Source organism: Leptolyngbya sp. NK1-12, from assembly GCF_032598965.1.
GTDB lineage: Bacteria > Cyanobacteriota > Cyanobacteriia > Elainellales > Elainellaceae > Elainella.
Map to the genome: position 1 here is coordinate 3,371,384 of NZ_CP053586.1, position 25,109 is coordinate 3,396,492.

The window sequence follows — 25,109 nt, forward strand, 5'->3', positions numbered from 1 at the left end:
CAGTCAACCTTCTGCCGAATCCTTCTCTGTCGAACCCTTCGCAGTGATTCTAACGATTTCATCGGAATCTGGGTCTAACTGTGGCCGATCTGCCTCAACCACTAACCGTTGCCATAGAGTTTGATAGATCTGCTCTGGAACAGATGCCTTCAGCGATCGCCCTAATCGGTCCTTTTTCTGAGCTGCTTGTAAGCAGCTCGCTTGCCGACAGAGGTAAACCGATCGCCCCATTCCCTGATCCAATTGTACCTGGTGAGAAGGAAATACTCGCACCACTCGCCAAAAAGCAGATTTGTGGGCAATTCGGCGACAGCTAATGCAACGACGGTAATGGGGAGGCATGAGATTCGACTAATTTAGCTTTTCTAACATCAGGTAGGACTTCTAGAGCAAGAATCGGCCAGAGGTAGAGCGGCTGGGCCTGCTGGAGTGGTTTCTGGGTCGTTTACTGGGGCCGTTGAAGTGCCTCGTTGGCAGCTATACCGAACCCATCAGCCCCCGCTGCATCGGCTTCTAGGGCGTCGTCCAGCTCGGATTCATCCGCTTCTAATTCTTCTTCAGCTTCATCCTCTAGCTCGTCCTCTGGCAGCAGTTCGTCTTCATCTTCGTATTCCTCTTCTGCTAGAGCCGCTTCTCGCGCCAAACGCCGCTCTTCGATCAACGCTTCCATCTTGCGCGTTTCTGCCTCATAGTCGTATTTAGCCGCATCTTTGATGTCGATCTTCCAGCCCGTGAGGCGAGCCGCCAGCCGCACATTTTGGCCTTCCTTGCCGATAGCCAGGCTCAATTGGTCGTCTGGAACCAGCACATGGGCTTGGCGTTCATCGGGGTTGATCAGCCGCACTTCCTGCACGCGAGCAGGGCTGAGGGCGTTAGCAATGTAGGTAGCTGGGTCAGGGGACCAACGAATCACGTCAATTTTTTCGCCGCGCAGTTCATTAACCACGACCTGAATCCGGGAACCCCGCGCTCCAATGCAGGCTCCCACCGGATCGACATCCCGCTCTAGCGTATCCACGGCAATTTTGGTGCGGGGTCCTACGGCCCGCGAGGGCGGGTTGGCTTCTCGTGCCACAGCCACAATCCGGACGATTTCATCCTCGATTTCGGGAACTTCGGTTGCAAACAGGTCTACGACCAAACCGGCATCAGCCCGCGATACCAAAAGCTGCGGTCCGCGATGGGAGCCTTCCAGCACTTTCTTCAGGTAGACCTTAAAAGTAGCATTGGCCCGATAGTTATCGTTGGGAAGCTGGTCCCGCTTTGGCAGTTCGGCTTCCACTTCCGGCTGACCAAAGCCACTGCTAACGGCCATCACCACCGACTGGCGCTCAAACCGTAGCACTCTCGCCTGTAGAACCGTGCCTTCTAGTTCCTGAAATTCCTCCTGAATCAGCTTGCGCTGCTGGTCGCGCAGTTTCTGGGCCAGCACCTGCTTGGTTTGAATGGCAGCCATGCGGCCAAACTCGCCTTGGTCGGGCGTCACATCCAATACCACGGTGTCACCGAGCTGGGCTTCGGCAGCCACTTCCTGTACTTCGGTCAGCGCAATTTGATGGTCAGGGTTGGTGACCGTTTCCACAATTGTTTTGGTCGCCAGTACGCGAAAGCCTTCGTCTTCCACATCTAGCTCCACTTCAAAATTGTTGAAGTATTCATCGTCAAAGCTGGCTGAATCAGGGCGATGGGTGCGACGATAGCGTTCGTAGCCTTTGAGTAGGGCTTCACGCAGCGCAGCCTGAACCGCATGCTTGGGAAGATTGCGTTCGCGGCTGATGTTATCGATCATGTCTTGCAGCCCAGGGAGAGTAACCATTGACATCGGAGGAGCCTCCAAATTTTCAGTTTTAAGTTTTAAGTTGTTAGTTTTGAGTGCTGAGTGAGGCACAGAATTCCGTGGGTTTAATGCTGAAGGTGAGTTGAAGAATCAGTTTTGATCAATGCATTGCTTAGATTTACTTCAAGTTTGAAGATCTCAAACGAGCAGGATTACCGCCCAATCCAAAACTTAAAACTAAGCACTCAAAACTTTTGATTAAGCCCGCTCTACCAACTGAACCTTAGTGATTAACTGGCGAGGAATGGCAATCGAACGCCCTTTTTGGCTGAGATAAAGCGCCGTTTCGTCTCGCCGTAGGAGTTGACCCGTCCAAGTCGTTTGGCCGTCGTGGGGTGCACTCGTCATCACAACCACAGGAAATCCCTTGAAGGAAATAAACTCGCGATCGGTGGTGAGGGAACGAGAAATTCCAGGGCTGGAAATCTCCAAAACATAGGCGTCTGGAATTACATCGGCTGCATCCAGAGCAGCTTCTAGGGCACGGCTCATCCGTTCGCAGTCATCCAAACTTGTGTCTTGCTCTAAGTTGCGAATGTCAACCCGCAACACAGGTGGATGCTGATTGGTATGAAACACGGCTCCCACTACATCTAGCCCCAGTGCGTTGGCGACTGGAGTTGCTAGCTCAATAACTTGAGGAATCAGTGGGTGAGTCATCGCTGCCAACCGAAATCGCTGTTTGTCTCCTACTATGCCTAGGAATTAAAAAAAGTGGGCACCGACCCACTTCCAGTGAAATGAAATGTCATAACACCGGTAGAAGATGAACTCGTCTCCTACTAAGCACAAGTTTAGCGTATTGATCCAAAATTGGTGTACCAGCTACGCATATGTGCCGTTTGATCGCAATCTGCAATTCAAGCAATTCTCAATTTAAGCAATCTACGCAAGGGATAAGGCAAGGACTTTTGTTGGAACTAGTCCAATCGGGCACTTTGAGTGATTTCGTAAATCCGCGTTTTCTGCTGGAGCAGCTTTTCGTAGTCTTCCGCTTCTAGGCGCTTCACGTAGTTCACCTTGACCTCGTCCAGCAGGGCAACCGTCAAGGCTTCGATTTCTGCCAAGGCATCGTGTTGCTTCAGCTCTTGGGTAAAGATCTCCCCTAGCCGGTGGATGAGTTGCTGCGTCAAGGTTGTTCCACGGTCGTCTTCCAGAGCTGTGCGGATGGCTTGATAGGTGGTTTGGGAAACGTCAGAGACGATTTGCTGGGTGATTTGCTGCGACACATGACTGACTCCTGGCAGTTTTTGCAAACTTGCATAGGCAGGCGATGTCTGCAAAATTTGGCTGACGCTGTGGCCCAGCAATGCCTCCACTTCTGGTCGAAGCTGTGGCAGCACGTTGTACACCATTACATTGGTCAGGTGTTTAGCGATAACCTCGACCTCATTCACACCATTTAGGTCGATATAGCGGTTAGTTCGGAGCAGCCAGCGGGTTGCATCACCTCGCCGAATGATGTCTTGGGTTTGGTCGATCACCTGCACCACCACCATCTCAGTCAACTCCACCACCACGCTCGAAATCAGGATGCGCACTACCCGATTGTTGATGGGTTTCAGGTTGATTAGCTTGGCCTGATCGAGCCGAATCACGACTGGGATCACCCGCAGCCAGCGCCAAAAGGGCAGCAGCAGCAGTAAGTCATAACAGCGCCAGATCACCGCATCAATCCAGCCTGCTCGCTTGTAGCGCCGACTCAAATAAAAGGTCCGTGCCAGGAACTCAGCCGCAAAGATACCGACAAACCAAATATCAATTTTCCAGAACCAATCAATCGGTTCGCCGTTTTCGCCAATATGACGGTAGTAGTTGGTGGCAAGCAGGGGCTGAATTTCCTGCTGAAAGAACTGGAGCGAAGGATTCCAACCCGCTTGCATCAAGTAGTCCTGGCTCCAAAAGGTGGTAAACGCCTGTTTCGAGGAGTCGGCCCTCACCTGATCGCGCATCCGGTTTTTAATTCGCTCTAGAATGCCGGTTTTGTTGGCCCCATCAAACGGATTTTCATCCACCATCTCCACGCTCAGTCGCTGCAGGTTCAGCAACTGCTGATTCACCTCAGGCGACTGCAGTCCGGTCAGCGCCACCTGTTCCTCTAGCTGCTGCACGGCGTCTAGGTAGGCGGTGGTCATCCGATGTGGCTCAATTCCCTTGAATTGCCGGCCATACCATTCAGTGAGCTGTGGCAGGCGTCTCAGGTAGAAATCTCGCCAGGGAATATAGCTCAAATCAAACAAAACCAAGCCCAGATTTGCCAACGCGAGGAGGGCCATCGCTCGTTCAAACCATAACCCTTTAAACTGTTTGCGAGCATTAGGATGGATCTCTCGTCGCCACATCATAAATAGAAGTAATCAAACGAACGGAATCAGGACACTGCTAAGTCATTCAAACTGCTAAGGCATTCAATTAAGTCATTCAACCTCAACAAAACAGGCAGCTTTCCCATCACGAGCAGGATATTCTCAGGAATTGGGAGCTGATAAAAATCCGGTTGAGTCACTTATGAATTACCTAACAGCCTGGATTGATTCTAGTCATTTACCTATCCCGGTCATCGGTGCTCTCGAGAGCTTCCCTGCCTCTAGCTCAATGCCCTAGCCCAACTCAATACTGTGGAATCTGGCTTCTGGGAGAATCTCGGCCCTAATGCTTACGCTAAGATCATTCACACAACTTTACATTTAGATGCGAATATGCAAACCGCAGTTGCCGCAGCTACAGGAGCCTACTGGCAGTGGCGCGGCCATTCAATTTATTACGTCAAAGCAGGTGAACCGCAGCCCCATCGTCCGCCTCTGTTGCTGGTGCATGGCTTCGGAGCCTCAACCGATCACTGGCGCAAAAACCTGGCCGGACTGAGCCAGGACTTTCAGGTTTGGGCGATCGACCTGTTGGGGTTTGGTCGTTCCGAGAAGGCCAATGTACAGTACAGTGCTACCCTATGGCGCGATCAGTTGCATGCCTTTATTACAGAAGTGATCGGTCAACCGGCGGTGCTGGCGGGTAATTCGATCGGCGGCTATACCTCTCTATGCGTGGCGGCACAACGGCCTGAGTCGGTTGCTGGCCTAATTTTGCTCAACCCGGCAGGTCCGTTTACCGAAACTCAAACCGTCACCAAGCCTGACCCGTTTCGGGAGATTTTCTTCAAGCTGACCCGATCGGTTCTGCTAATGCCCTTACCGAGCTATATGCTGTTTCAATATGTGCGGCAAAAGTCGATGATTCGCAAAACCCTCTCAAAGGTGTATCTCGATCAATCTGCCGTCACTGAGCAACTCGTAGAGGACATCTACCGCCCGTCTTGCGATCCGGGTGCGGCTGCCGTGTTTGCGGCAGTATTCAAAGCGCCAGAGGGCGAAAAAAATGACGTGCTGCTGAGCCAAATGACCTGTCCGCTGCTCATGCTGTGGGGGGAAGGCGATCCCTGGATCAATGCCCGATCTAGAGGCGCTAGATTTCGACAGCACTATCCACAGTTAACGGAATACTATCTCCAAGCTGGACACTGTCCCCACGATGAAGTGCCCGATCAGGTGAATGCCTTGATTCGAGACTGGATGCTGTCGCTATAGCTAAACGGCAAGGGTTGAACGTCGCGTTTAAGGTAAAGCGGATGACAGGGTTGCCCTGATTGATTCATGCCTAAGCAATGGAGTTTGGTATGGAGTCGCGGAGCGGCCAGCAGATCCAGAACTACCTGATCCCGACTGTACAAGCACCCCCAATTGCCCCAAGCCACAATCATCTGTTCGGCTCGCTCAACCGCTGTCAAAATATGGGCATCGCAGTCTGCACCAACCGGATCGGCAACCTGCCGTAGGGTTCGGGGATAGGGCGTTCTGAGACTAAATAGGTTGACTACCTCCAGCGAACCATAGCCCCAGCTCTGAGCAAAACCAATGCAGCGGCGAATCGTGGCATCGTCGTGCTGAGCATCGGCGGTGCTGGGATTCAGCATAATAAAGGCCAGTCGAGGGCTAGTCCAGTTCCAGACCCGCCATAGCGAATAGCGGTAAGTTCCGGTTGCATCAAAGCAGGCACCGCTGTTCCTGCGCTGGTTTAAGCACCGATGGGGCAAGGCTTAACCTCTTGTTTCATTGAGAACTTCTAGAAATATGCTATGACAGAAGCACCCTCACGAAGCTAGGTCGATGCTGCGGCTGAGTCTGCGGATCTGAGTCTTTCAAACCAGCTGGCTGACCGGCAATTGTTTGGCTTCAGGCTGCACAACTCGCAGTGAATTCGATAGGCTAGAAGGTAGATTTTCGCTAAGTTCATAGCCGCTGACCTCGTATACCGAAAGGAAAGATAGAGTCATGGGACTATTCGACCGTGTAAGCCGCTTGCTGCGAGCCAATATTAACGACGCTATCAGTAAAGCAGAAGACCCAGAAAAAATTCTGGAACAGGCCATCATCGATATGCAGGAAGACCTGGTGCAGTTGCGTCAGGCGGTTGCCACTGCGATTGCTAGCCAAAAGCGAACTCAGCAACAGTATGCTCAGGCTCAATCAGAAGCGGACAATTGGCAACGTCGTGCTCAGCTAGCCCTGCAAAAGGGTGATGAAACCCTGGCCCGCGAAGCCCTCAGCCGTAAGAAAGTACAGGTCGAGACGGCCACAGCCCTCAAAACCCAGCTTGATCAGCAAAGCGGTACGGTTGAAACCCTTAAGCGCAATCTGATTGCCCTAGAAGGCAAGATTTCGGAAGCTAAAACCAAGAAAGACATGCTCAAGGCCAGAGCCAGTGCCGCCAAAGCCAATGAGCAGCTCCAAAAAACCGTGGGCAATCTGGGAACTAGCACTGCCATGTCAGCCTTTGAGCGGATGGAAGAAAAGGTGATGCAAATGGAGGCCCGTTCCCAAGCTGCCGCCGAACTGGCTGGAGCCGATCTAGAAAGTCAATTTGCTCAGTTGGAATCCGGCAGCGATGTCGATGAAGAATTGGCTGCTATGAAGGCTCAGCTTTTAGGAGGTGCGGCACCCAATCAGGCCCAGCTTCCCAGCACTTCAACTACCAGCGCTCCGCCCCAGGATGCAGCAGTCGATGCGGAACTAGAAGCCCTCAAGCAACAGCTTGATCAACTCTAAGCCAAGCCCAAAACTGCTGAATCGATCTGCTTTTGCCAACCTATTTAATTGAATTAGCCATTTAGTCGGCGGTGGAGTGATGCATGAAATATCCTCCACCCTTTTTTATGGTGTGTGCGCCTGTTCGCTTACCTTCGATAGGGTTTTGTCTAGCCATTCCAGTGATTGCATTGAATTGATCAGGACTGGGATAAGCGCTACTAGCCCAGTAAGCTAGAAAGAGGAAATCTAAACTTTTATGACTATTTGACATGAGCAATAGTGTTATCGTCATCTCTGATCCCCAGTTCACCTCGGAAGTGATCGATGCATCTCAACCCGTGTTGGTTTATTTCTGGGCATCGTGGTGTGGCCCCTGTCGCTTAATGTCGCCAGCAATCGAGGCAGTTGCGACGCAGTACAACGATCGGCTCAAAGTCGTCAAAATGGAAGTGGATCCGAATCCAGAAGCGGTTGCTCAATGTCAGGTCGAAGGGGTACCAGCACTGCGTCTGTTTCAGCAAGGCAAAGTCATTGATGCCACCGAAGGAGCCATGAACCAACAAAAGCTAGAAAGCTTCTTGAGTCCACACTTATAGATAAGTTTTGAGTTTTGTTGGCGCAGCCTGTGCGCAGCACGTAGTTCTAAGTTTTGAATTGAAAGGCCTCTAAATGATTGACCTAATTGCTTCTCGGCTCCTAAACAGTGTCTAGATCTTTTATCTGCGGCGGGCAAGAGGCCCGTACTCTATCTACTATCTAGTTGAACGCCCTAACTCAAAACTCAGAACTTAAACCTCAAAACTTTATTAGCTATGCTTCTCGCCAATCGTTTACAGCCATTACAGGCGAATGTGTTTGCCGACATGGATCGGGCCAAGGCTAAAGCCAGAACTGCCGGTCAGCCGATTATTGATCTGTCGCTAGGGTCATCGGATTTGCCCACTCCACCCCATGTGCTGGAGGCTATTGCCCAGTCCTTGTCGGATACGAGCACCCACGGTTACTTACTCTTTCACGGCACCCAAGCTTTTCGACAGGCGGCGGCTCAATGGTATACCCAAAAGTTTGGGATCGCAGTCGATCCGGAAACCGAAGTGCTGCCGTTAATTGGCTCTCAGGAGGGAACGGCCCATCTGCCACTCGCCGTGCTCAACCCAGGTGACTTTGCCCTCTTGCTCGATCCGGGCTACCCGTCCCATGCTGGGGGCGTTTACCTAGCAGGCGGCCAAATCTACCCGATGCCGATGCTACCAGAACACCAATTTTTGCCGGTGTTCGAGGATATTCCGGTTCCGGTGCTGGCTCAGGCTCGGATGATGGTTTTGAGCTACCCCCACAATCCCACCACCGCCGTTGCGCCATTGGCCTTTTTCCAGTCAGCGGTTGACTTTTGTCGGCAGCATAATCTGGTCCTGGTACATGATTTCCCCTATGCCGATCTGTACTTCGAAGGCGATGCTCTGCCTTCTGTATTCCAGGCCGACCCAGATAAGACTGTCTCGATTGAGTTCTTTACCATGTCCAAATCCTACAACATGGGCGGATTCCGAGTTGGGTATGCCATTGGCAACGCCGAACTGATTCGAGCACTGCGTCAAGTCAAAGCTGCCGTAGACTTTAACCAGTATCGCGGCATCCTAAACGGGGCAATTGCTGCTCTTACCGGACCTCAGGACACCGTCAAGGCAGCTGTTACAACCTTTCAGCAGCGCCGGGACGCCTTTGTAGAAGCACTGCACCGGATTGGCTGGCAGGTGCCTGTACCAACCGCCACTATGTATATCTGGGCCAAGCTCCCCGAAGCCTGGGCAACGGATTCAATTCGGTTTTGCACCGAACTGGTAGAACAAACGGGCGTAGCGGTCTCACCGGGCGCTGGATTTGGTAAATCTGGCGAAGGCTATGTTCGGTTCGCGCTCGTACATGAGCCGGCCATTTTAGAAACAGCAGTTGAGCGGATCGCTCAGTTTCTTTGCTCCTAGTTGCTTCATGCCGTCTATGGTCTCGTGCGTATCAGAAAGTGCCTCAGAGCAGGATGGATGGAGGAGTTGGTGGAGACGAGCTACACAGCTTGCGGTGACGGTAGGCTGCTTCGTTAGCCTGCTTCCTCAAGCGGCAGCACAGACGGCACCATCCCTCTGTCGAGCCAACCTTGCTCCTGGTATCGAAGCGATTACTAACCGCCCTGAGTTCCGGCGCGCTCGCTGGGGCATTTTGGTTCAGACGCTAGAAGCCACGCCTCAAACCCTCTACAGCCACGATGCCGACAAATTTTTTATTCCGGCTTCTAATGTCAAGCTCCTGACGACCGCTGCTGTCCTAAATCAATTAGGGCCAGAATTTCGTATTCGCACTTCGGTTTATCAGATCCCCAGTCGCGATGGAATGGTTAGGCTGCGAGTAGTGGGACAGGGTGATCCCAGCTTTAGCAATACCCAATTGCAGGTATTGGCGGGACAGCTTCGCCAGCGCGGTATCCGTCAAATTGATCAGCTCATTGCCGATGATCAATTCTTTCGAGGCGAGACCTTCCATCCCAACTGGGAATGGGAAGACATCCAGGCAGGCTATGGCACTGCGGTCAACAGCTTGATTTTGAACCAAAATGTGGTTGCCCTAACGCTGGTCCCTCAGGCGCTGGGGCAGCCTCTACAGGTGCAATGGGATGATCCCAGCACAGCCGCCGGTTGGCAAGTCGTGAATCGCTCCCGAACGGTAGCAACCACGGCGGCGGAATATGTGCAGGTAGGACGAGATCTGAGCCAGCCCATTCTTTACGTTGATGGTCAATTGCGGGTTGGGTCGGCGGCTGAGCCGGTGGCTGTCTCGATTCCCCAACCCACCCAGCATTTTCTCGAGCGCTTACAGCAGGCGCTGGCAGTAGAGCAAATTCGTGTTAATCAAACTAGAATCGCATCAGAGCCATTACCGGCTGCGGCTCAACTGGTCACTGCAATTGAATCAGCACCTCTAGCCGAACTGATCCAAGAAACCAATCAGCAAAGCAACAATCTTTATGCAGAGGCCCTACTGCGAATTCTGGGGCGGCAATCTATCGACTCTTCCACGCTTGATACTTCCACACCTGATACCACGCCAACCTTAGCCGCCGGTATCAGCGCCCTAGAAAATGAACTGTCATGGTTGGGGGTTGATTCTAGTAGCTATCGTCTCGTTGACGGTTCTGGATTGGCTCGACAAAATCTGCTCAGTCCGGCAGCACTGGTTGCCACTTTACAGGCAATGGCCCAATCGCCCTACGCTGCTATCTACCGCCATTCGCTTGCAGTGGCTGGTGTACGCGGTACACTCCGCAGCCGATTTCAAGAAACGCCTGTGCAAAGTCGACTAGAGGGAAAAACTGGTGCATTGAGCGGCATCGCGGCCCTATCTGGCTATCTGCAACCAATGGATTCCTCTCCACTGGTGTTTAGTATCCTGATCAACCAAGTCGAACTGCCTTTAACTGAGATTCAGAGTGCCATCGATGCAATTGTGGAACTCATGACAACTCTAAAAGCCTGCTGATCCCACGCAATCTATCCTGACCTTTGGACCGCAACCAAGTCTATGATCCCGACAGCCTATAATTTGATCCCCGCTGGTCTTGACAAGCTCCGTCTAGATGATTAACATACCTTATCAGACGGTTCAGAATAATTAAAGCCGGAATAGGTCAAGGTCAAAAATTAGCAAGCTACTGGCCAAACTAACCTGTTAGAGCAGAGGAATTAGGAGGGGAATTAGGAAAGTTGAGCAACAGTTGGGCGATATTCGGACGGTTTGATTTGGTATTTCACCAGGTTTGCCAATTCCTGAAGCTGACTGATGGCTTCAGCTCCTTCCAGCTTCATCAATTCACGATCATCTCGCATCTCTGTCCAGGTGATGCCGTAGTCAGACACCAAAAAGCGAATCAGGTGATTTTCGCCCAAACTAACCATGAAGGAGGCACTGTTCATTTGCCCTCCACAGGTATAGCAAGAGGCTAGGTATCCCCGCTGCTCCAGCACAATCGCTAAAGCTTGCAGGTTCATGACAAGATCCTGCACAAATTGGCGGTGTTGTTCTGCAAGTCTGAGGAACATGGTTTAAGGCCTCCTTTCACCACACTTATCACATCATTCTAGAACCTTTTATGTTTTCTTAAACATTTGGTAAGGGTTGACTGTTCTTCTTGTCCCAGAATACAAGTCAGAAAGCGGGGATTCCGTACAAAGAAGGGCTTTGGTAGCCTTGTTTAAGCAGCTTTTATAGATCGCTGCTATTTATGAAGTTCCCGATTAATTACCACAGCCTAACTGATGGTTTCTATCAATAAAGTATCGGGCATGACAGTCAACTGTAGTCCTGTAGTCGCCGACTCGGTATACCCCATTACAGCGAGTAGCTGATGATCAGGCTGCTTATTAGACTGCTGGTTATAACTGGGTTATAACTGGCTATAAACTGTTGGCCGATCACACAGATCACCAATGAGCCGTAGTTATTTCAGCCTAACGCCTTTTGGGGGAATCAAGCGAAAACGTTAGGCTTTGCAACATCTATATTTCCGTGGGTTTACCTAGGTTGTTAAGAGTAAGCAAGCGGGTGTGTGAGTTGGCTACTAACCTGCTATCAAGCCTTAGTTAACCTGCCACAGCCCCAGTGCCGGACCAATAAACCGGACAGTTACCCAGTAGAGCACCAACAGGCCAATCCCAATCCAAGCGCCACGAGTCGTCCAGCTCACAAATTGCTGGGCTTGGCTTTTCTTGACTGGCAGCCACGGAAAAATATCGGCTTCTTGCCCGTACTTTTCCCCTAAGGCTTCCTTCCGACGTTTTGAGTCTCCCATCTTCTTTCTTCCTAAAACTTGCTCTGATTTTGATATTAGCGCTTCTCAATCGCCTTATAGAGCAGGATCAGGCAAGGCTTCTCAATCGCGTGCTCCCAGTCCCTCAAACTGGGTAAACAGGCTGGCATCCACATAGTTGATCCGAGCGAGAGGACTCATAGCCGTTAGAACCTGCTGCCCGTAGGTACGGTGATTGACGCGGTTATCCAGTAGCGCCACTACACCTTGGGATTCACGTACCGGCGCAATAGCTCGCTGCAATTCGGTCAAAGCTTCGGGGAGCAGGTAGAGGCGGAACCAGTCCTGCCGCGCTCGTTTATAGTGAGCAACTCGACCCGCCACGAGCGGATCTTCCAACGAAGGTAGCGGCAGTGTTGTGATCACCAACAAATGCGGTGCGGGCAGCACGGCCTGATGCTGACGCCAAAACTCCCAGCCGCTGATCAGAATGCCATTTTCATCCAAGCAAGTTTTCTCGACTTGAACGCGCGAGCCAAATTCTGCGGCCAGCATTGAGCCAACCTGAGCTTTGAGCGGCATATCACCCACCAACAGAACGGTCAGCCCTTGCTTGGCAGTGTTTGTCGCATTTAGGAGTGCCCGGACCTCTTGCATCAAAATTGGCTGAAATTGGGGCGTATTGGGCATAGGGAGGCCATCGGGCAAGTAGAGCTGGATCAACTCATGCTGACGGTCTGGAGAAAACTTCACACAGGTTAGATCTCCCAACCCCAACCGCTGCCGAAAGGTGGGGGCATCAGTTTCTAGATCTAGCGCACCTCCAATTAGGACAACCGGCTGCTGGGCCCAAACTGGTTCTAATACTGAAGCCACCTCCGCCGGAGCAGAATGCAATGAAAACTGCCCCTGAGGACGAGCCACCTCGGTCCAAAGCAGTTGATCTCGACTGGCGAGCTGTTCCTGAAGCGCCTGCCAGTTGTGAGGCAACGTATCTACTTCTCGATTTTCCGCTTGTCGATTTGCATCTTGCTGACCGCTCTCGGTAGCTCGGTCCTCTAGCAAGGTTTGATACAGATCCTCTAAAACGGCCTGTTCGGGCATTTCCAGCAAATAGCGGTCGTAGGGATTGACCGGATGCTGAAATATCGAGCAGGTCAACTGGACACGGGCATCTCGAATCTCGTCTGCTTGATCGGGATAACACTGCATCAAGTCATTCCAGTCCTGTGAGCCTAAACGAGTAGTGAGTAGGCTACGGGTCCAGTCCTCTAGATCATCTACCCCATCGATCACCGTGAGAATCCCGACTGGGAAGCGTCCTTCTTGATATAGCCGGTCGCTTAACCAGGCTTGGGGAGTGGTGAGCAAGAGGCCCTGAAATTCTGGATCCGGCCAGCAATCACCCGTTTGAATTGACTTTTTAGCAACGATCCACTGCCGCAAACGCGGAATTTCCACCATCAGCAGACGTTGCTGTACAGCTTCGGAAGCCACTAAAATAGCCGGCTCGTGCCACAGCAGTAGCGGCATCAGGTAGCTTAACCGATAGCGTCCGTGATAGCCCGAAGGAGCACCCGCTTGAATCAATGCACTCCGCCCCAGTCGCAAAGCGCGAGCCACCAGCCGAGCCATCGTGAGATGATGGGGCCAGTAGGGTTCTCCTTGCTCTCGCAGAAAAGCGCGGAGTTGTTGATGAACTTCTACCTCAATCACAAGCGTTACTGCATCCTAGATGAACTTCATTTTGACACAAACTTTGGAGAGAGTTGGGAAGGGAAAGTTTTGAGTTTTGTTGGCAAAGCCTGCGTGGAGCGCGTAATTTTGAGTTTTAAGTTTTGAGTTTGAGATTTTAAGGTTTAGTTTCTAAGCCTGGTTTATCCACTCAAGCCTGAACATTTTCCCCACGAAGGTGCTAGGAGGGGGGATGAAAGCCTGAAAGCTGCACCATTGCGAACTGTCCTGGAGCTGCATCAATCGAATTTGCGTTCAAACCTCAAACCTTACATTTCCTCAAGAAAGCATTACTATCAGAATTCCAAAGTCTAAAGTCTAGCAGACCAGCATAGGGGAGTTATGTACATCGGGATTGTAGGATTGGGGCTGATTGGTGGTTCGCTAGCCATCGATTTGCGGCAACAGGGGCATCGGGTGTTGGGGGTGAGTCGGCGAGCAGAAACCTGTCAGCAGGCCATTGATCAGGGGATTGTGGATGAAGCCAGTACTGACTTGGGGCTAATGGCAACAGCGCAGGTGGTTTTTCTTTGTACGCCGTTGGCAGCGATGGCGACAACCGTGGATCAACTGCTGCCCCATCTATCTCCTGCTACGATCCTCACCGACGTGGGTTCGGTAAAAGCCTTGGTGGTTGACTGGATTGCACCCCGCTGGTCGAACTTTGTGGGTGGGCACCCGATGGCGGGTAAGGCTGAAAGTGGCCTTGATGTAGCAGAAGCTGGTTTATTTGTGGATCGAGCCTATGTTCTAACACCGATTGAAACTACACCCGCCGCTGCAGTGGAAACGGTAGCTGCTTTGGCTCAGTCGTTGCAATGTCGCGTCTATTATTGTCAGCCAGAAACCCATGACCGTGCCGTGGCCTGGATCTCGCATTTACCTGTTATGGTCAGCGCTAGCTTGATTGCAGCTTGTGCTCAAGAGCCGGATCTAACCGTCCTTACCCTAGCCCAAAAGCTAGCCAGTTCCGGCTTCCGTGATACCAGTCGCGTTGGTGGCGGCACCCCCGAATTGGGTATTATGATGGCCCGCTACAACCAGGCTGCTTTGCTCAAGACCTTGTCTAGCTATCGGCAGCAGCTCGACCAAATTATTCAAGAGATTGAACAAAACAACTGGGTGGCGTTGGAGCAGCGCCTCAGCTTTACACAAGCAGAAAGGACGAAATATGAATTCTAACCACTCTTCCCTAATCAGCTTCCATCAACTTCAACCCCAATGACTGCCGCAATTCGGCCACTTCATCTCGGTGAGCTGTGACTGTTAAAAGACTCTGGGGAGACGGTTGTTCGCTGAGAAATTCAACCTGCAGCGCCACCTTTTCCGGACGGCCCGCTCTGCGCCAATAAAACACGCCCGCCGCTGGAGCTAGCAGGAGCAGCAGGGGTAGGAACCGGCTCGCCGAGGGAAACAACAGCGACAGCACGAGGGCCAGACAAAGGATACCAACCGCTGCCAACAGGCTTAAGAATATGGCTAGGAATAGACTGGGACGCACCGTTCCCTCATACACGACCTGATTAGTTGTAGCATCCACCGAAATTAGCCGGTACGCCCGCCCGGAAAAGTATTGCTGCAGCCGCTCTAGTAACGGTTCTCCTTGCTGCTCAGCCAGCAGTTTGGCCACCTCAGTCCGGTCCTTGGCCGAGGCACGAATAAAGAAAAACAAACCTACTGACAGAAGCGCTGTCAACAGAGCAGTAGAAATCAAAACAGACGTTTGCATCGGGCAAGGCAGGGCTAGAGGTCTTCCACTTCCATCCTAGCGACAACTGACCTCATCGCTCGAAACTTGCTCCCAGAGATTGCTCTCAGAGATTGCTCTCAGGGATGGGTTGCTGGCACTGGGCGACCCACATATCCCTGCCACAACTGCGCCAATTCTTCAGCTTGCTGATGCCAATCTGGGCAGATTTGATACATTCGACGTGGCCGCCCCCGGCCCTCGACTTTCTTCCAGTAGCCCGTGATCGCGTTTGCGTCTTCCAAAAATTTGAGAGCACTATAGAGAACCGTATCCGATAAGCGGTAGTTGGGGTACTCTTGCTCTAATAAGTTAATCAACTCTGTACCGTAGGAATCTTTACGCAACAGCACGGCAAGGACATAGCAAACTGCCAATTCCTTATTTAGGTAAAACGGGGGCGGATTGCGAAAAAACTGATAAATATCGTCAAAAGTAGTCATAATCGCTCATCTAACCCAGTATATAGATCAACACTGGCAGTTTTCCTGATATCACTTCTCTTCTATAGACCCGACAACTAGGGTCACTCACCTCTAATACCGTAATCTACGTTACTCCGAGCCTTGAAAGGGCATGAGATTGCTAGGATCCCATCCGCTATTTAGGCGAGTACTCAAACGAGTCGGGCTGCAAAGGGCTTTTGCCCCTGATGCGCGTCTAGGAAACTAGAGCGATGCACCAGCATGGATCGAGGCAAGGCAACTTGCAAAAGGACTGGATCTGGTCAGTAGGCCACCTCGATCAATAACCTTAGCCTAGTGGAATTGTCTGCTCTAGCCTAAGCAGGGAAACAGCTCAGCAGCGATGAAGCCGATAACGCGAATTCATTGAAACAAGCTAAGCGACACCTGAATCTAGAGCAGATTGCTTGCTGCCAGATAATAATAAATTGTAGTCAGTTGGCAGGGGGTTTGTCTGTTTAGTTGAGCAACTAAATCTGCCGAAATATTGTCAAAACTAGCATTATTGACCTCTACAGACCAGTCACTTTCTCTCTAAGAAGAAAAGACAACCTCTACCGATAGCGTTGACACTAGCAAAAGCTGCAAGAAATTGCTATTTGCAGAGATAAGCACCGTTTCATAAAACTTAATGGTTAACAGGTCGGAGAATTAGCTAAAGCGCATTACACCAAACCGGCTCGCAGTGCCACTACCGCTGCCTGCACCCGATCATCCACGGCCAGTTTGTTCATGATGCCGCGCACATGGGTTTTGACTGTATTGGGACTGAGGTAGAGTGCCGCCGCAATCTCAGGATTGCTTAACCCTTCCACCATCAGTTTCAAGACCTCTAATTCTCGCTGCGAAAGTTGACCAACCACGTTTGCCTCAGCCGTGGCTGTAGGTTTAAGGTGGTCCATCACCTTTCGAGCTACCTGTGGATCCAGGTAGCTGGCTCCTTCGTAGGCCGCATGAATAGCCGTCAGTAGGCGATCCACGCTGGTTCCTTTGACACAGTAAGCATCGGCACCGCTGGAGAGGGCACCAATCACTTCATTCTCGGTCGTATGGGACGTCAGCACTACGACGCGCACATCCGGTTGGTTGGCCTTAATTTTCTGAGTGGCCTCAATTCCATCCTGACGGGGTAGGCCAATGTCCATGACAATTACGTCGGGCCGCAGCGTTTGGGCTGCCTCTACGGCAGTGTAGCCATCATCTGCTTGTCCAATCACGGTAATATCTGGTGCGCTCGACAGGGACTGCTCTAGGCCGAGCTGCATCATCGGGTCATCTTCAACAATCAACACCCGGATCGGGGCAGCAGAAGACATAGACATTGAGCTGGCTCCTTCTAGCGCTGATTTGCTTCGCTATGAAATTGTACCTGTTCCTATGGGATTAAATCGTCTGTGGTCTGGCTCAAATCTTGGGTTAACGCGGTTTGCAGAAAGTCTTAAGAATTTATCCGATGCGGCTCGTCAGCCAGACAAGGAGTGGAGCGAGGAGCAGGGCGGGTAGAAAGGAGGCGACTCGCACTCGCGCTACTTCCAGCAGGTTCAGGCCCAATCCTAGAATCATCAACCCACCCACGCCAGTGATCAATAGAACAGCCGGTGAAGATGCCGGATCCGCCAGATTTTGGGCTAGCAGTCCTGCCGCCAAGGAAACTCCGCCCTGATACAACAGCACTACTAAAACCGAGAAACCGACCCCAATCCCAAAACTACTCGTGAGTGCAATCGCAGCCAATCCATCCATCACGGCTTTCAGCAACAGCAGCGTGTTATCGCCAGTTAAGCCATTATTGAGGCTGCCAATCAAAGTCATCGGCCCGACACAAAACAGTAGGCTGGCGGCCATAAAGCCTTCGGTAAAACTGCCCTTGCCCTTAAATCGACGTTTCAGCCAATTACCTAGCGCTTCTAAGCGTTCTTCCAAGCGCCACCATTCGCCCAACAGCCCACCCATAACAATTGCCAGCAGCGCCAGAATGACTCCATCAATGCGGCTTTCAACCTTGTTGACGCTACCGGCCATACTCAGGCCCACAAATAGCGTGATCAGCCCCAAGCCTTGGGTAATAATCTGCTGCATCTTCAGGGGCAGTCGCCCCCGCAGTACTAATCCCAGTCCGGTTCCCAGCAAAACGGTAGCAACGTTGATCCAGGTTCCACTGGTTTTTGTCCAAAAATCAAGACTCATGAGGGTTTGAAGCTTAACACTACTGCTGTAGCAGCACTGTAGTACAACTCATGTAGCCTACCTCGATAGGACCGTTTGCAACAGAACCAATTGCCACCAGTTTTGATAGAACCACAATATAGAACCGAATAGAACCGCAATTGGCCATGAAAAAAGGGGGTCTTTCCCCCAAAGAGACTAGACTTAGATGTATCTAGAAACGCAGGCAGAAGCAAATGCAAGCATTTAGTAAGCCAGACCCATGCTGCGGGTTGTTTCTGCGCCTAAATACACCCGGATGCTGAGAAAATCTGTAGGACAAGCCGTTTCACACCGCTTGCAGCCCACACAGTCTTCCGTGCGGGGAGAAGAGGCGATCTGACCGGCTTTACAGCCATCCCAGGGAACCATCTCTAAAACGTCTGTAGGACAAGCCCGGACACACTGGGTGCATCCGATGCAGGTGTCGTAGATTTTAACTGCGTGAGACATTGATATAGTGGCTCCAAACGACAAGATATTAACGGTGTTCGCTAAAGCGCCAATCGGCGAACTCTTACAAACGACCGGGTTGTGACGTTTCTCTAATCGAAATCCAGTGTACAGCAGCGCTTTTACCCAGTTCAGTAAAAGCCCGAAAAACTTTAAACAACGTAATATCTAGCTGGTCAGTTTCTATAGCTTCAATTCAGCCAAGCCGAGATAGCCAATTCCGCTGGGCGATGGGTCAAATCGACAGGGCAATACTTCCAATCCTAAGGCAATGGCCTCGCGCAAAAGTTGGCCATAGAGCGGATCGGCACTGTCGCCTGGAGCGAAATAGGGACAATCCCCACGATTAATGAAATACAGCATAACAGCACGAGCCTGAGGCAGAAGCTGAGTTAGTTCTAACAGGTGTTTTTGGCCCCGCGTTGTCACCGTATCAGGGAAGAGAGCAACTGGCCCCTGACACCAAGTGGTGTTTTTCACTTCCACATAAACTGGACGCGAGCCGTCGTCGGAGCTGAGCAGAAAATCGATCCGGCTCTTTTTGTCCTTTCCGTAGGGCACCTCAGTTCTAATTTCTGTGTAGGCACCCAGTTCAGGAAACAGGTGGACCGCCAGGGCTGCTTTAATCACCTGATTCGGCATGGCTGTATTTGCTCCCACCCAAGTTGGCAGCGGTGGCACCTGAATCATTTCCCAGGTGTAGGGCAATTTGCGGGTTGGGCTGGCGCTGCGAGAGACCATCACCGGAGAGCCAGGGTGGTAAACACCGGTCATTGGTCCTGTATTGGGGCAATGGGCCACGATTGCTTCACCAGAATCGAGCAAAATATCGGCAAAAAACCGTTTGTAGCGTTTGATTAGAGTGCCAGAAAGCAAAGGGGGATAAGGGAAGAGCCAGTCGGTCATGGTGGGGGATGGTAGGGGAGCCAGAAGCTAGGAGTCAGAAGACAGGAGCTGACAGATGAGAATTAAAAGCGCAAAATAAACCGTGAAATTATGGAATTGTGGGTGACCGATGACAACGCTAGTGAAACTACTAGGCTGCCTTGGTGCCTACTTACATTGGTGCCTACTTACATCCGTGACAGCAGGTTAAAAACATTTGTTGAGGCTTGGCTGGTAGGAATTGAATAATCTGAACATCGAGCAGTGCGGCTGAATAGCTTCAGCGGCTGCCATTGGGTTATTGCCCCTAGAAGCTTAGATCGGTTGTGGGCTGGCGAGTTAGGGACAGGCGCAGGATGGAGAGGGTGAGAATGATGAGAAACGTAACTAGGCCGATGGTACAGGCATAGCTGATTTCCAAATCCTGAAAGGCGCGTTCGTACACGTAGTAGACCAGCGTTTTAGAACTACTGCGCGGTCCACCCTGGGTCATGATGTAGACTTCTTCAAACACTTTGGTAGCTGAAATGGCTGAAATGACGGCTACCAGAAACAGGTACGGGCGCATCAGGGGTACGGTGATATCCCAATGCTTGCGCCAACCAACTGAACCATCGATGGCAGCAGCCTCATAGAGATCGGCAGGAATCGACTGCAACCCGGCCAAGTAGATCACCATGTAGTAGCCCAAGCCTTTCCAAATGGTCACCAGCATGACGCTAAACAAAGCGAACTGGGGACTGGTCAACCAGGGAATACCTTCGTTGGACAGGTGGAGCGCTCGCAGAATTTGATTGAACAGGCCGTTCTCAGCGTAGAGCCAGCGCCAAGCAATCCCAGCTACTACCATTGAGATGACAACCGGCACATAGTAGGCAGCCCGAAACCAACTGATGCCCCGCAACGTCTGGTTCACGAGAATCGCTAATCCTAGCGGTAAAATGACCAAAATTGGCACTACCCCTACTAGGTAAATTACCGTGTTTCGCAAAGTCTTCCAGAACACGGTATCGCCTAAAAGCCGCTGGAAATTTTCTAAGCCAACCCAGATTGGCGGCTGGGTGATGTCGTATTCGTATCGGGTGAAGCTCAAGAAGAAAGCTTGCAGCGCCGGATAGAACACAGTTAATCCCAGCATTAACAAAGCTGGCAGCAAAAACAAGTAGGGAATAAGTTGCCGTTGATTGAGCTGCCATTTTTTTAGTATAAAATCTAACATTAGCTTTGATTTGCGGATTCGGCAGGATTTTCAGCGAAGCTTCAGTTGAGCAGGAAGCCAGTGAATAGCTTATCGTATTCAGTGGGTTTGAGGCTGAATTATCTTGCTCTATGCCTGCCTTAACCTGGCAAACCCGGCTTGGACGTTGCTTCCAATCGAGAATTGTTACAGGTTATATTAATAATTAGTTGATTCTACGGAGATGATTGTCACTCGAATCGAATTACTTTTTCTTTTTGCTCATCCTTTTTGCTCGCGATTGACTTGCGCAAATTATCAGTCAGACTGAAAATAAGGTTGAATTCCTAACGCAAGCTTTTCTAAGCAATCCTACTGAAACGGAGAGATTTATGGAATTGAATGAGCTGTTAACGCTAATTTTGATGCTCACCCCTGGCTTGCTGCTGTCAATTCTGGTTATGGGTGTGTTTGCAGCAGGCGGCTAAGGGACTGTAGTTCAACGGTTTAATTGGAGCTGATTTAACGGTTTAATTTATAGCGTTTCAACCGTCAAAGCTTTGACTGTCCCTTTCGGGCATTCATACTCTTGGCGGCTAACAGAGGTGGCTGAGGGAGTGATTCGAGACATGCAGTACTGCAACAACGGTATCCATCAGGTCGGCTTTTGACCGTTTTCAGTGCAGTTTAGCTAGGCAGAATACATTTCATGATTGCAGTTAGAACCGAACAGGGCCTTCGTCCAGCCATCAATCGACCCTCTGGAGAGCCAGGCAGAAGTGAGTATCCCCCTGCGCCAGCCAATCTCTCGATGCGCTGTGTGGCACCTCCCCATCTCAAGTACAACATCACTTGTATTGAGGGAGGTGTGCTTTTGAGCATCTGGGAACCAGCTCCTAAGAGCGATGTGCGGGTCAAGCCCTTTCTGTTTATGACCCGTCATCGGCTGCCGTCAGAATTAGAGGCTAAAAAGCTGCTGGCCCACTACCTGTCGGTCTACAAAAAGGCCACTCAGACCACGCCACAGATGTAAACTTGCGCACATGCTACCCAAACACATGCTATGCAAACAACGTAGCAGGAGCTAAACAGCCACACGAGCGTAGTCCAAGCACTTAACCCACAACACAAAGAGGCTAGGGAATAGTCCTTAGCCTCTCAATTTATGGGCTATAGAATAGCCTGTAAAGCAGATTTCTTAGCGCTTCGCCAATTTCTTCACCAGCTTGCGCAGGCGAATAGAGGCCGGAGTAACTTCCAGCAATTCATCCGAACCAATGTACTCCAGCGCTCGCTCCAAGCTCATATCGACTGGAGCCTGCAACTGTACCAATTCTTCGCCGCTAGAGGCCCGATGATTGGTCAACTGCTTGGTTTTGCAGACGTTCAGCTCCAGATCCTGAGGACGGTTGTGCTCACCCACAATCATGCCTTTATAGACCTTAGTGCCCGGTGTGATAAAGAAAACGCCTCGGTCTTCCGCGTTCTTCATAGCGTAGAAAGTTGCTGTCCCTTCTTCAAAAGCAATCAGCACTCCATTGCGGCGGGTTTCTACATCGCCAATAATGGCCCGATAGTCGAGGAAGCTGTGGTTCATAATGCCATCCCCCCGAGTCAGGCGCATGAACTCGCCTCGGAACCCAATCAAGCCACGAGCCGGAATCACGAATTCCAACTGGGTACGGCCATTACCGCCCACCTGCATATCCTGCATTTCACCTCGACGCTGACCCAAGCGCTCAATACAGCCGCCCACCGCTTCTTCAGGCACATCTAACACCAATTGTTCAAATGGTTCACAGGGTTGGCCATTCACCTCGCGGTAGATCACCTGTGGCTGGGAAACCTGAAACTCGTAGCCTTCGCGCCGCATTGTTTCGATCAAAATGCCAAGGTGGAGTTCACCCCGACCCGACACCAGAAACTTATCGGGCGAATCGGTTTCATCAACCCGCAGAGCCACGTTGGTTTCCAGTTCGCGCATCAGTCGGTCGCGCAATTGCCTGGAGGTAACAAATTGCCCTTCCTGGCCAGCAAAGGGAGAGTCATTGACCGAGAAGGTCATTTGCAAGGTCGGTTCATCGACTTTGATCAGCGGCAAAGCCTGCGGTTCGTTGGGGTCGGTGATGGTTTCACCGATGTTAGCATCAGCAAAGCCAGCCACAGCGACGATATTTCCAGCGGTCGCTTCGGGCAAATCAATTCGCTTCAGCCCCTCAAATCCAAGCAGCTTGGTAATTTTGGCTTTAACGACTGAGCCATCTTCCTTTACTAAAGCAGCTTGCTGCCCCATCTGGATCTTGCCGTTGTGGATGCGGCCAATCACAATCCGGCCCAAGTACTCCGAATAATCCAGCGTGGTGACTTGAAGTTGCAGTGGCTTCGTGAGGTCACCAACCGGCGGCGGCACATGGCGGAGAATTGCCTCAAACAGAGGCTGCATGTCTAGCCCTTCGTCATCCAGCTCATTCTTGGCATAGCCTGCCAATCCAGAGGCAAACAAATAGGGAAACTCGCACTGGTCGTCATCCGCACCTAGCTCCAGGAACAGATCTAGCACCTTATCAATCGCGCCAAACGGATCGGCCTGGGGCCGGTCAATTTTGTTCACCACCACAATCGGACGCAGCCCTTTTTCTAGGGCTTTCTTCAGCACAAAGCGAGTTTGGGGCATTGGCCCTTCGTTGGCATCCACGATCAGGATGCAGCCATCCACCATGCCCAGCACCCGCTCCACCTCGCCGCCAAAATCAGCGTGGCCAGGGGTGTCCACAATATTGATCAGCGTATTCTTGTAGCGAACCGCCGTATTCTTCGCCAGAATGGTGATGCCGCGCTCCCGCTCCAGATCGTTCGAATCCATGACGCAATCCGGAACGTCCTCTCCTTCGCGAAATGTGCCAGACTGCTTCAACAGCGCATCGACTAAAGTGGTTTTGCCATGATCAACGTGAGCAATGATGGCAACATTGCGAATTGGCAGCGTCATACGAAAATTCCAGTTAGTAACTTTGAATACAAAACATTGAGCAACGTAAAGCCTGCACTAGCGGCGCTCAGAGCGTTTAACAACCTGAATCAAAGCCTTAAAACCCGTAACCCAAGCTATTTCAGGCAAAGGCGAAACCAAAACCCCAGTCGCCAAATGCAGCGTTCCATCTTTACAGATCAAGCATTCCTTGGAAAAATAGAAAACTTGTGTAAAGAAGCCGTAATGATCTTAGCTTAATCCTGCGGCAAATGGTTGGCTGCTCAGGGGGATTTTGGCAAGGGCGCTTGCATTCGTGGCCATTGAACGATAACTTTGTAACCCGATATCGCTATTGCGTCTGCAACAGATTGCAGCTACTGGAGTATGAGGAGTGCCAAATTTGGTTTGTGTTTGTGGGATCGGCAGCAGCAAAGGTGCAGCCTTCGAGGCTTAGGGAATGAAATCTGGAGAGTTTTTTGCGGCTTTCAGCGCAGCTTACGGCTGACATTTCTGCTGAGTTTGGGATTAGCCTTAGCCCTGATGCTGCGAATTCCCTTTGCCGCCAGTGCCCAGACGAGTGCTATCGTAGCTGACTCGGCTTCCCAACCGAGCGAGATTCGAGGCGTGTGGCTGACTAACGTAGATAGCGATGTGTTGTTCTCGAAGGACAACCTGCGAGAAGCGATCCGCCGCCTTGATCGGCTCAACTTCAACACGGTGTATCCCACAGTCTGGAACGGTGGCTATACACTCTATCCCAGTAAGGTAGCCGAAGAAGCATTTGGGCAGGAGATCGATCCAGAGCCAGGGCTAGAAGACCGAGACATGCTAAAAGAGGCGATCAGCCTATCCCACAGTCGCGGATTGGCGGTGATTCCCTGGTTCGAATTCGGTCTGATGGCTCCGGCAGATTCTGAGCTAGTGCGCCGTCATCCAGAGTGGGTCACCAATCGGCGCGATGGCAGCAAGGTGTTTAATGTGCACGGCGAAGATCGGTCGGTTTGGTTGAGTCCAGCCCATCCTGGCGTGCAGCAATTCTTGGTAGATTTAGTCACCGAAGTGGTGGAAGAGTACGACATTGAAGGCATCCAGTTTGATGACCACTTAGGGATGCCGGTCGAAGTCGGCTACGACGACTACACAGTGCAGCTCTATCAACGGGAGCATGGTGGCCGTCGCCCGCCTGACAATCCACGTGATTCGGGCTGGATGCGCTGGCGAGCCAATAAACTCAGCGAACTCATGCTGCGCCTCCACACGGCTGTCAAAACCCGCAAACCTGACTGTCTCATTTCCCTATCGCCCAATCCAAAAGACTTTGCCTATCAGAACTATTTGCAAGACTGGTACAACTGGCAACAGCAAAACCTGATTGACGAGCTGATTGTCCAGGTTTATCGCACCAATCGCAGCCATTTCTTAGGCGAAATTGACCGGCCAGAGTTGCGCAGCGCGAGCAGCCGCATTCCGGTTGGCATTGGCATTCTCACCGGACTCAGCACCCGCAGTGTCAGCACTCGCGATATCGAGGACCAAGTGCGGCTAACTCGGGCGCGACGGTTTGCGGGCGTCTCATTTTTCTTTTACGAATCCCTGGGCCGACGCGATGCTGTCTTTCAAGCGCTGTTCCCTCGACCAGCAGATCGGCCCAATATTGGCACTCATCAGCGAGCGTCAGGTTAAGGCTGTGAGGTAAGGGATGGCTCTATTGACCTGTGAGAGCAGCGTTGCCATTGCCGCCAAATAGCTGGGCGCAGGCT

Annotated in this window: 25 protein-coding genes; 8 read left to right on the forward strand and 17 right to left on the reverse strand. The window is 51.5% G+C overall.

The annotated features are described in order from the left end of the window. Positions 1-3: 3 nt before the first annotated feature. The 4 genes from HJG54_RS14150 to HJG54_RS14165 form a co-directional block, all read right to left on the reverse strand. Positions 4-342 (reverse strand): YlxR family protein, encoded by a 339-nt coding sequence (locus tag HJG54_RS14150; protein ID WP_316429393.1) that lies wholly within the window; start codon positions 340-342, stop codon positions 4-6. A 103-nt stretch (positions 343-445) separates the two neighbouring features. Next, on the reverse strand, positions 446-1,816 hold the full coding sequence (gene nusA, locus HJG54_RS14155) for a transcription termination factor NusA (RefSeq protein WP_316429395.1): 1,371 nt from the start codon (positions 1,814-1,816) through the stop codon (positions 446-448). Positions 1,817-2,035: 219 nt separating this feature from the next. Then, on the reverse strand, positions 2,036-2,497 hold the full coding sequence (gene rimP, locus HJG54_RS14160) for a ribosome maturation factor RimP (protein WP_036005593.1): 462 nt from the start codon (positions 2,495-2,497) through the stop codon (positions 2,036-2,038). Between the two features lie 260 nt (positions 2,498-2,757). After that, positions 2,758-4,182: a hypothetical protein gene (locus HJG54_RS14165; RefSeq protein WP_316429396.1), complete on the reverse strand. Its 1,425-nt coding sequence runs from the start codon at positions 4,180-4,182 to the stop codon at positions 2,758-2,760. A gap of 354 nt (positions 4,183-4,536) precedes the next feature. Here HJG54_RS14165 and HJG54_RS14170 point away from each other — a divergent pair, with 354 nt between their 5' ends. Further along, the gene (locus tag HJG54_RS14170; protein WP_316429397.1) at positions 4,537-5,418 is read left to right on the forward strand and encodes an alpha/beta fold hydrolase; all 882 of its coding nucleotides are present in this window, start codon (positions 4,537-4,539) and stop codon (positions 5,416-5,418) included. Here HJG54_RS14170 and HJG54_RS14175 read toward each other — a convergent pair. Both HJG54_RS14175 and HJG54_RS14180 read right to left on the reverse strand, forming a co-directional pair. After that, on the reverse strand, positions 5,376-5,924 hold the full coding sequence (locus tag HJG54_RS14175) for a DUF1643 domain-containing protein (RefSeq protein WP_316429398.1): 549 nt from the start codon (positions 5,922-5,924) through the stop codon (positions 5,376-5,378). The genes HJG54_RS14170 and HJG54_RS14175 overlap by 43 nt on opposite strands. Positions 5,925-6,029: 105 nt before the next feature. After that, the gene (locus HJG54_RS14180; RefSeq protein ID WP_316429400.1) at positions 6,030-6,164 is read right to left on the reverse strand and encodes a hypothetical protein; all 135 of its coding nucleotides are present in this window, start codon (positions 6,162-6,164) and stop codon (positions 6,030-6,032) included. Between HJG54_RS14180 and HJG54_RS14185 the strand changes: the two genes are divergently transcribed. The 4 genes from HJG54_RS14185 to dacB all read left to right on the forward strand — a co-directional run bounded on the left by HJG54_RS14185 (position 6,163) and on the right by dacB (position 10,446). Continuing rightward, the gene (locus HJG54_RS14185; protein ID WP_036005588.1) at positions 6,163-6,936 is read left to right on the forward strand and encodes a PspA/IM30 family protein; all 774 of its coding nucleotides are present in this window, start codon (positions 6,163-6,165) and stop codon (positions 6,934-6,936) included. The two genes, HJG54_RS14180 and HJG54_RS14185, sit on opposite strands and share 2 nt — an antisense overlap. A gap of 251 nt (positions 6,937-7,187) precedes the next feature. Beyond that, complete coding sequence (locus HJG54_RS14190; protein ID WP_036005586.1) at positions 7,188-7,514, forward strand: thioredoxin family protein; 327 nt, start codon at positions 7,188-7,190, stop codon at positions 7,512-7,514. 216 nt (positions 7,515-7,730) lie between these two features. Beyond that, positions 7,731-8,900 (forward strand): LL-diaminopimelate aminotransferase, encoded by a 1,170-nt coding sequence (locus HJG54_RS14195; protein WP_316429402.1) that lies wholly within the window; start codon positions 7,731-7,733, stop codon positions 8,898-8,900. Between the two features lie 16 nt (positions 8,901-8,916). Further along, the gene (dacB, locus tag HJG54_RS14200; RefSeq protein ID WP_316429403.1) at positions 8,917-10,446 is read left to right on the forward strand and encodes a D-alanyl-D-alanine carboxypeptidase/D-alanyl-D-alanine-endopeptidase; all 1,530 of its coding nucleotides are present in this window, start codon (positions 8,917-8,919) and stop codon (positions 10,444-10,446) included. Between the two features lie 215 nt (positions 10,447-10,661). Here the strand turns inward: dacB and HJG54_RS14205 are convergent, their stop codons facing one another. The 3 genes from HJG54_RS14205 to HJG54_RS14215 all read right to left on the reverse strand — a co-directional run bounded on the left by HJG54_RS14205 (position 10,662) and on the right by HJG54_RS14215 (position 13,429). After that, the gene (locus HJG54_RS14205) at positions 10,662-11,006 is read right to left on the reverse strand and encodes a DUF1815 family protein (protein ID WP_036005578.1); all 345 of its coding nucleotides are present in this window, start codon (positions 11,004-11,006) and stop codon (positions 10,662-10,664) included. Positions 11,007-11,542: 536 nt separating this feature from the next. Continuing rightward, complete coding sequence (locus tag HJG54_RS14210; protein WP_316429405.1) at positions 11,543-11,755, reverse strand: DUF2839 domain-containing protein; 213 nt, start codon at positions 11,753-11,755, stop codon at positions 11,543-11,545. An 81-nt stretch (positions 11,756-11,836) separates the two neighbouring features. Continuing rightward, on the reverse strand, positions 11,837-13,429 hold the full coding sequence (locus HJG54_RS14215) for a helicase C-terminal domain-containing protein (RefSeq protein ID WP_316429406.1): 1,593 nt from the start codon (positions 13,427-13,429) through the stop codon (positions 11,837-11,839). Between the two features lie 360 nt (positions 13,430-13,789). Here HJG54_RS14215 and HJG54_RS14220 point away from each other — a divergent pair, with 360 nt between their 5' ends. Beyond that, positions 13,790-14,629 (forward strand): prephenate/arogenate dehydrogenase, encoded by an 840-nt coding sequence (locus tag HJG54_RS14220; RefSeq protein WP_420717252.1) that lies wholly within the window; start codon positions 13,790-13,792, stop codon positions 14,627-14,629. Positions 14,630-14,639: 10 nt separating this feature from the next. Here the strand turns inward: HJG54_RS14220 and HJG54_RS14225 are convergent, their stop codons facing one another. The 7 genes from HJG54_RS14225 to HJG54_RS14255 form a co-directional block, all read right to left on the reverse strand. Beyond that, on the reverse strand, positions 14,640-15,176 hold the full coding sequence (locus HJG54_RS14225; RefSeq protein ID WP_036005567.1) for a cofactor assembly of complex C subunit B: 537 nt from the start codon (positions 15,174-15,176) through the stop codon (positions 14,640-14,642). A 98-nt stretch (positions 15,177-15,274) separates the two neighbouring features. Further along, positions 15,275-15,637 carry a PadR family transcriptional regulator gene (locus tag HJG54_RS14230; protein WP_036005564.1) on the reverse strand — a complete coding sequence of 121 codons (363 nt, stop codon included), beginning with the start codon at positions 15,635-15,637 and terminating at the stop codon, positions 15,275-15,277. 686 nt (positions 15,638-16,323) lie between these two features. Beyond that, positions 16,324-16,980 carry a response regulator transcription factor gene (locus HJG54_RS14235; protein ID WP_316429409.1) on the reverse strand — a complete coding sequence of 219 codons (657 nt, stop codon included), beginning with the start codon at positions 16,978-16,980 and terminating at the stop codon, positions 16,324-16,326. A 124-nt stretch (positions 16,981-17,104) separates the two neighbouring features. After that, the gene (locus HJG54_RS14240) at positions 17,105-17,845 is read right to left on the reverse strand and encodes a DUF554 domain-containing protein (RefSeq protein ID WP_316429411.1); all 741 of its coding nucleotides are present in this window, start codon (positions 17,843-17,845) and stop codon (positions 17,105-17,107) included. 225 nt (positions 17,846-18,070) lie between these two features. After that, positions 18,071-18,316, reverse strand: coding sequence for a photosystem I iron-sulfur center protein PsaC (psaC, locus tag HJG54_RS14245; RefSeq protein WP_036005558.1), 246 nt, complete (start codon positions 18,314-18,316; stop codon positions 18,071-18,073). A gap of 183 nt (positions 18,317-18,499) precedes the next feature. Then, positions 18,500-19,222, reverse strand: coding sequence for a DNA/RNA nuclease SfsA (gene sfsA, locus HJG54_RS14250; RefSeq protein ID WP_316429413.1), 723 nt, complete (start codon positions 19,220-19,222; stop codon positions 18,500-18,502). A 286-nt stretch (positions 19,223-19,508) separates the two neighbouring features. Continuing rightward, entirely contained in the window at positions 19,509-20,420 is a 912-nt protein-coding gene (locus HJG54_RS14255) for a carbohydrate ABC transporter permease (protein ID WP_316429414.1), read from the reverse strand. Positions 20,421-21,087: 667 nt separating this feature from the next. Between HJG54_RS14255 and HJG54_RS14260 the strand changes: the two genes are divergently transcribed. After that, positions 21,088-21,411 carry a hypothetical protein gene (locus HJG54_RS14260; RefSeq protein WP_036005550.1) on the forward strand — a complete coding sequence of 108 codons (324 nt, stop codon included), beginning with the start codon at positions 21,088-21,090 and terminating at the stop codon, positions 21,409-21,411. Between the two features lie 165 nt (positions 21,412-21,576). On the opposite strand, the gene typA is transcribed toward HJG54_RS14260, so the two are convergent. Next, positions 21,577-23,367 carry a translational GTPase TypA gene (typA, locus tag HJG54_RS14265; protein ID WP_036005548.1) on the reverse strand — a complete coding sequence of 597 codons (1,791 nt, stop codon included), beginning with the start codon at positions 23,365-23,367 and terminating at the stop codon, positions 21,577-21,579. A 366-nt stretch (positions 23,368-23,733) separates the two neighbouring features. Here typA and HJG54_RS14270 point away from each other — a divergent pair, with 366 nt between their 5' ends. Then, positions 23,734-25,032 carry a glycoside hydrolase family 10 protein gene (locus HJG54_RS14270; protein WP_316429415.1) on the forward strand — a complete coding sequence of 433 codons (1,299 nt, stop codon included), beginning with the start codon at positions 23,734-23,736 and terminating at the stop codon, positions 25,030-25,032. Positions 25,033-25,109 lie beyond the last annotated feature (77 nt).